The organism is Kaistella sp. (genome assembly GCF_049588135.1).
Classification (GTDB): Bacteria; Bacteroidota; Bacteroidia; order Flavobacteriales; family Weeksellaceae; genus Kaistella.
In genome coordinates, this window is sequence record NZ_JBAVFG010000027.1 from 1 (window position 1) to 7,038 (window position 7,038).

5 protein-coding genes are annotated in these 7,038 nt (G+C 35.0%); 3 read left to right on the forward strand and 2 right to left on the reverse strand.

Annotation, left to right across the window (positions count from 1 at the left end; genetic code table 11):
- Positions 1–126: 126 nt before the first annotated feature.
- A complete protein-coding gene (locus WBY99_RS01485; protein ID WP_423974573.1) occupies positions 127–1,824 on the forward strand; it encodes a hypothetical protein in 1,698 nt (565 codons plus the stop codon).
- A 62-nt stretch (positions 1,825–1,886) separates the two neighbouring features.
- Here the strand turns inward: WBY99_RS01485 and WBY99_RS01490 are convergent, their stop codons facing one another.
- Positions 1,887–2,768 (reverse strand): cupin-like domain-containing protein, encoded by an 882-nt coding sequence (locus tag WBY99_RS01490; protein ID WP_423974574.1) that lies wholly within the window; start codon positions 2,766–2,768, stop codon positions 1,887–1,889.
- Positions 2,769–2,931: 163 nt separating this feature from the next.
- On the opposite strand from WBY99_RS01490, the gene WBY99_RS01495 reads away from it, so the two are divergent.
- Together WBY99_RS01495 and WBY99_RS01500 are read left to right on the forward strand one after the other, a co-directional pair.
- Complete coding sequence (locus WBY99_RS01495) at positions 2,932–5,628, forward strand: carboxypeptidase regulatory-like domain-containing protein (RefSeq protein ID WP_423974575.1); 2,697 nt, start codon at positions 2,932–2,934, stop codon at positions 5,626–5,628.
- A gap of 17 nt (positions 5,629–5,645) precedes the next feature.
- Complete coding sequence (locus WBY99_RS01500; protein WP_423974576.1) at positions 5,646–6,518, forward strand: GLPGLI family protein; 873 nt, start codon at positions 5,646–5,648, stop codon at positions 6,516–6,518.
- 50 nt (positions 6,519–6,568) lie between these two features.
- Here WBY99_RS01500 and WBY99_RS01505 read toward each other — a convergent pair whose 3' ends face one another.
- Positions 6,569–7,036 (reverse strand): DinB family protein, encoded by a 468-nt coding sequence (locus WBY99_RS01505; protein ID WP_423974577.1) that lies wholly within the window; start codon positions 7,034–7,036, stop codon positions 6,569–6,571.
- Between the last annotated feature and the right edge of the window lie 2 nt (positions 7,037–7,038).

Consider the following 7,038-nt stretch of genomic DNA (forward strand, 5'->3'; position numbering starts at 1 on the left):
CTTAAAAACAGCATGAAAAGCAAAGTGTACAAATAAAACCTTTGCGCCCATTTCGTGTAAAGTTTCAATAGAATTTAAGTTTTCTTAAAGATAATCATTTTTGTAATTTCGCTGAAAATTTTTCAAATGAAATTCAAATTACTGTTTCTTCTTTTTATCTCCAATCTACTATTTGCACAGAACCAATTCCAAACTCCCTTCGAAAAAGGCAACGGAAACCAAACCACCACTTATGTAGAAATGGTGAAATATTACGATGATTTGGCAAGAAATTTTAAAACCATTTCCGTAGAATCTTTCGGAACGGATGATAATGGCGAACCGATAAAAGTCGTTATTTTTAATCCATCAAAAAACAAAGATATTCCCACAATCCTCATCAACAACGGAATTCATCCCGGCGAACCCGACGGAATTGATGCGACCATGATGATGATGTGCGATTTTGCAGCAGGAAAAATTTCGGTCAAGGATTTGAAAATTGTGGTGATTCAAGCGTATAATATTTCGGGAATGTTGCGACGAGGAAAATTTAGCCGCGCCAACCAAAACGGCCCGGAAGAATATGGTTTTCGTGGAAATGCGAGAAATTATGATTTGAACAGAGATTTCATTAAAAATGATTCTGAAAATGCGAAAGCTTTTCAACAAATTTTCCAACATTTCAAACCGATTTATTTTATTGATAATCACGTTTCCAACGGTGCAGATTATCAATATTTGTTCACGTATATTTCTACGAATAAAGAACGTTTAGGAAAAACTTTGGGAACTTATTTTAATGAAAAAATGCAACCAGAAATCCTTCAGAATTTAGAAAAACAAGGGATTCTTGCAACGCCTTATGTCAATATTCACGGCGATTCTCCCGATGAAGGTTTCCCGACTTTTATGGATTCTCCGAGATACGCAACTGGTTACACCACGCTTTTTAATACGATGGGAACGGTTGCTGAAACGCATATGTTGAAACCGTACAAAGATCGTGTTCGTGCGACTTACGAAAACATGTTGAGTTCCATTCATTATACCGCAAAAAACGCCAAGGAAATTCAAAAATTAATGACGGAAAGTTTAAAGGATTATCAACCAAAAATGAAATATCCCATTCAATGGAAAGTGGATAGTACGAAATTTAAATTGATTGATTTTAAAGGTTTTGAAGCCGGAAAAAAAACCAGCGAAGTTTCCGGAAAACCAAGATTATTTTATGACAGAACGAAACCTTTCACAAGAAAAGTGAAATTTTATAATCAATATAAGGCGACGAAAGAAATTGCGATTCCAAGTTATTATGTGATTCCGAAATCGGAGAAAAAAGTGTTGGAATATTTGAAACGCAACAATATTATAGTGAAAGAAATGAAGCAAGATTCTACCATTTTTGCCCAACAATACAAGGTTTCGGATTTCAAAACGATGAAAAATCCGTACGAAGGACATTATCTTCATTATGACACGCAAGTGAAATCTGAAACGAAAAATTTTAAATTTAGAAAAGGCGATTATTTGGTTTCTACAAAGCAAATTGGTGTAAAATATTTGCTCGAAACTTTAGAGCCCGAAGCAACCGATTCTTTCTTCAACTGGAATTTCTTTGATGGAATTCTTGGGCAAAAAGAATATTATTCCGATTACGTTTTCGAAGATACTGCCGCCGAATTGTTGAAAAACAATCAAGTTTTAAGAACAGCTTTTGAAATGGAAAAAATCGCCAATCCCGATTTCGCAAAAGACGGAAATGCACAATTAGAATGGGTTTATAAACATTCAGAATATTACGAAGGAAGCGTTGGAACTTATCCGATTTACAGAATTCAATAGAAACAAAAAAAGCCATTTTTCAATTATTGAAGAATGGCTTTTTAAATATTTTTGTTTTGAACTTATTTCGGCAAACCTTTTTTCAAAGCATAATTTGCTCTTTCGACCGCTTTTTTCTCTTTCCAATCCATGTATTTTTTCTTGAATTTTCCTTTCATGAAATTATCGAAATTTCTTTGAACCACAAGATTCCAGAGAGAATGCGCTTTTACTGCCCACGATTTATCCCAGGCTCTTTGGGAGATCGAAAAACTGCCATCCAAATATTTCATGTAATGCCACCAGCCAGTGGGCATAAACAAAGTGTCGCCATGCTCCAGATAACATTCAATTCCTTCAACACCGTTTAAAGCAGGGAATTTTTCAAAGTCAGGATTTGCAATATTGTAATCTTCCAAAGAATAAGTGGCAAACGGAATTTTGTAGAGTCGCTCTTTCCATTTGTAATCGAAAAGTAAAATATGCTTTCTGCCATTGAAATGAGTATGGAAAATATGTGGCATATCAATATCAAAATGCATAAAGGTTTCCGAACCTTGTCCCCCAAAAAACATATTCGGATATTGGTCAAGAAATCCACCCATTAAATCTTTTGGAGAAATATAATCATCTAAAAGAGTGGGTGCAAATTTTATTGGATCGAAAAGAAATATTCGCAAATCAGTAGGTTTGCTTTTAATTAAATCGATATAATCGGTAAATTTCATTTTTGCTGCCGAAGAATTAATCGGTGCGGAAGGATCAGCTTTCGACGAATCATAAAGTGGAACTTCAACATCTCCAACCATTTGTTTCATGTAATCCATGGTCCACTTTTCGTAAGCAGGCCAATTTTTCGACATGTTTTTAATTACCACAGGTTTTCTTGGCAGCAGGTACTTTTCGCGAAATTCGTCTTTGGTAATCGACTCTACGATATCGATTGGTTGTAAATGAAGTCCCATATTGAGCAAATGTTAAGATACAAAATTAGTAAAAAAATGATTTCAACTACGATCTATGTTAAAAAGTAAATAAGAGTATCCTTTAACTTTCTTCGGAATTAGATATCTTATTATTTCACTGTAACAACCAGTTGCTTTTAAGTACTTATTAATAAATATTTTCATGAAAAAAATTTCGACTCTTTTTATTTTATTTTTTGCCATTTTCAGTTGGGCACAATCTTCCATTACTGGAAAAATTTTAGACGAAGATGGAAAACCGATTCCAAGTGCAAGTGTCACGGTTGAAGAACCTGGGAAAGATGCGATTATCGCTTATTCAATTACCAATTCGAAAGGGGAATACAAAGTAACCTTTACTTCCGCCGAGCAGAATGTTGATGTGAAGATTAAAGCTTTTAATCAAAAACCTTTGCAGAAAGTGGTTAAAAATGAAAACCAAACGCAGACTTTCACTTTGCAACCCGATGCAACCGAAATTAAGGAAGTAAAGTTGAAAGCGAAAATGATTACCAAAAGAGGAGATACTATTTCTTATGATATCAAAGCTTTTGAAAGCAAGTCGGACCGTACGCTGTCTGATGTTTTGAAAAAAATACCGGGAATTGATGTTAATAAAGACGGAACAGTTCTTTACCAAGGAGAACCGATAAACAAATTCTATGTTAATGGAAAAGATTTAATGGAAGGTGGTTACGGAACCATCAATAATTCTTTGCCAACAGGAGCCGTTTCAAAAGTGGAAGTGATGGAAAATCACCAACCCGTAAAAATTCTTCAGGATAAAGTACCTTCTGAAAGTGCTGCCATAAATATTAAGCTAAAAAAAGCGGTAACCATGACTGGGCGCGGAGAAGTTGGTGTAGGCATGGATCCTTTTCTTTGGAATGTGAAACTCACGCCAATGTTTTTTGGTCAGAAAAATCAATGGGTGGTAAATTATAAAGCGAATAATAACGGCGAAAGTGTAGAAAAAGAGGGGAATATTCTCTCGTTTGGGAATCGATACGAAGGAAGACGAGGGAATGTTTCCCAAAATAATTGGCTGAATGTAGAAAATGCAACAACTCCAAATCTTCCTGAAAAGAGATATTTGATGAACAATGTTCATTATTTTTCGACCAATCTTTTGACCAATCCTTTTAAAAGTAAAGAATGGGAATTGAAAGCAAATGCAAGTTATACCAACAATACTGTTTCTCGCGAATCTTATACCGAGAACAATGATTTTATTAGTAATACCAAGTATTTCACTAATATTTTAAATAAATTTTATACCGACAAAGCAAAAGGTGAATTAATTTTTACTAAAAATGCCAAGAAAGGTTTCTTTAAAAACACAACTACTTTTTCCCAGTTTTGGAATGCAAATCGTGCTGATGTGAACAGAAATGATATTTATGGAAATAGAAACGGGGGAGAATCGGTAGAGTCGCCAACTTCGTCTTTCCAGAATTCATTAAGTACCATTATTCCGTGGAAAGAAAAATTGGTGAATTTGATGTCGTATATCAGTTATCAAAACGATCGTCAATCGCTGGAAATTACGCCTTCTTCTTATCTTAAATTTCAAGATTTGGCAAATCCAGGGCATTTCCTTTTCGAAAATACGAACTCAGTTATTCAGGATTTGCGCATTAAATCTTTAGAAATTAACCATTCTGCAAGCTTAGGATTTTCAGCAAAAAAATGGACATTCACACCAGAAGTAGGATTTAATTTTTCGACCGACCAACTGAATACCGAATTTTCTACCATCACCAATGAGATTAGCACGCCTTATGGAAAAGAGTATGCGAATGATTTGAAGTTTACCAACGCAATTCCTTATGCGTCTTTGGGAATTAATTATAAAAGCGATTCGTGGATGCTTTATTCTCAATTTCCATTCAATTTTAATAATATTAAAGCCGATGATCCTGAAAGAAATGTTTCGAAAAACATCAATAAACTTACTTTCGAACCTTCGGTTTATACGCAATATTCTTTTGCCTCTTTTTGGAAAGCAAGTGCAAATGCAAACCTGAATTATAGATTTGGTAGCACAAACGATGCGTACGCAGGATTTATATTTTCTTCGCCAACTTCACCTTCAGCGATGGCGGCAAATAATCCCATTCCGGAAACGATTGCAAAATCTGTAGGATCCAAAATTGAATATCGAAATCCTTTGAACAACTTATTTTTCAATATCAATTATCGATACAGCAAAACGAACAGAAATATCATTGGAAACTCTATCAATAATGGCTCTGGGTTTGTTTTGACCAATTTTTCCGAGCGCGATAACCAAAGTAATTCGAACTCAATGGGCGTAGAAATTGGAAAATATTTCCCGTCTTTCAAAACAAATTCTTCTTTGAGTTTTAATAATACTTTATCAAAATCCGATGCTTTAACGACCGATCAAAATAATGTGGAATATTTTTTCTTGAATAAAAACACTTCGCAAACTGCAGGATTCAAATTCAATAACACTTATTTTTCTTGGATGAGTATAGATTATAATTTGTCTTTTTCGTGGAGCCATCAGGTAAATCGTTTTAATGATTCTAAAAATTCCGGGTTCAATCATAATTTGAGCACTTATTTCTATCCTGTAGAAAATCACACGATTGGGTTTAATTGGGATCAAATTAATTCAGGAAACAATTTAACAACTTATAACAACGCATTCTACGACTTATCTTACCAATATACTTTGGCAAAAAAGAAAATCGATTTCGAATTGAAATGGTTGAATATTGGCAACAGAAAAGTGTTCGAAAGATTTGCAACCGCTACGACCTCTGAAAGTTATACCAAAATGCAACTTCGTCCAAGCCAAGTAATGTTCACCGTGAAATTTAATTTTAAATAATTTTTTAAAAATAGACTATGAAAAAGTTATCAGCATTATTGATGTTATTTGGATTAATGCTTTCTGCACAAAATAATCGGGTAGTTTATGAATACCAGTTCCGCCTAGATTCTACCAAAATAGACAGTTTAAAAACTGAATGGATGTATCTTGATATTTCTAAAAACGGCTCGAAATATTATAGCAAAGCAGCATTCGAAAGCGATTCAATTGTTAATGAAAGCATCAAAAAGCAAATGGCTTCTGGGATGAAAAACATATCCGTTTCAAGACAAAGTTTTGGTGGCGAAATAAAAGATGAGGTAGAAAAAACCTATCCCGAATACAAAACTTTTTTAATCTCGAAAATCGGAAACGATTCTTATAAAGCATTAGAAGACCGAAAACTCGTGTGGAAAATCTTGCCCGATAAAAAGCAATTGGGAACATTCAACGTTCAAAAAGCAACCACCAATTTTGCGGGAAGAAACTGGACGGCTTGGTTCACCACTGATGTTCCAATTCAAGATGGCCCGTATAAATTCTCAGGACTTCCGGGATTAATTGTGGAGATTTTTGACCAAACAGGAAGCCACAAAATGGAACTGAAAGGCATTAAAAAAATGGCAGAAACTACACCAGAGGAACTCGATACTCAAGGAAAAGATATTCCTTTCACCAAGAAAAAACCGATTGATGTTAATCGCCAGCAATATGTGAAGCAGCTGAAACAATACGAAAACGATCCGGTGCAGGGAATGCGCGAAATTCTTTCCCGTCCTAATTCGAAAGTCATGATTAATGTGAATGGCAAAGAAATCTCGGAGCCGAAAGAAGTTCTCCGCGAGCTCGAAAAAAATGCCAAAGAGGAAATCGCAAAAAACAATAATAAAATCGAACTTATTCCATAAAAAAGAAAATCCCACTTTATTTTTAAAATGGGATTTTTCATTTTCAAAAACTAAAAACTTTGTTCATCAGCACTCGGCCCGTAACTTCCCGGAACGGGAATATCATTCAATCTGTAATAAACGCCTAATTGCGCTCGGTGATGGGTAATTTGATCCAAAGCGTGGCGAATTGCGCCATATTTGCTCCATTCTGCTAGGGTTTGATCTCCCATTTTCATTGCCCATTTTGGTTCCAAAGAAGATTCTTCGGCGTTGTCCAAAGCGGCTTTCCCTTTTTGATAATCATCTTCCAATTTTTGTTGAAGTTCCGCTTTCGAGTTCAAAACGGTTGGTTGATAATCTCCTTTTGCAAAATCTAATTCATCCGTGTTGAGAATGGTTTCTGGCCATGCAAAAACTTCTGCAATATGTGTTGCGAGAGGCATCAGTTTCATGCTTTTTTCGTGTGGCGCATAATCGTTTTTTCCTTCTGGGAAACGATCGATGAATTTTTTGGTGGTTTCATATTCCTGTTTCAACT

What these genes read in the sequence shown, in the direction of transcription:
- WBY99_RS01490 (WP_423974574.1), bottom strand. Translation starts at nt 2,768, where the DNA reads ATGGGACTTCATTTACAACCAATCGATATCGTAGAGTCGATTACCAAA.
- WBY99_RS01485 (WP_423974573.1), top strand. Translation starts at nt 127, where the DNA reads ATGAAATTCAAATTACTGTTTCTTCTTTTTATCTCCAATCTACTATTT.
- WBY99_RS01500 (WP_423974576.1), top strand. Translation starts at nt 5,646, where the DNA reads ATGAAAAAGTTATCAGCATTATTGATGTTATTTGGATTAATGCTTTCT.
- WBY99_RS01495 (WP_423974575.1), top strand. Translation starts at nt 2,932, where the DNA reads ATGAAAAAAATTTCGACTCTTTTTATTTTATTTTTTGCCATTTTCAGT.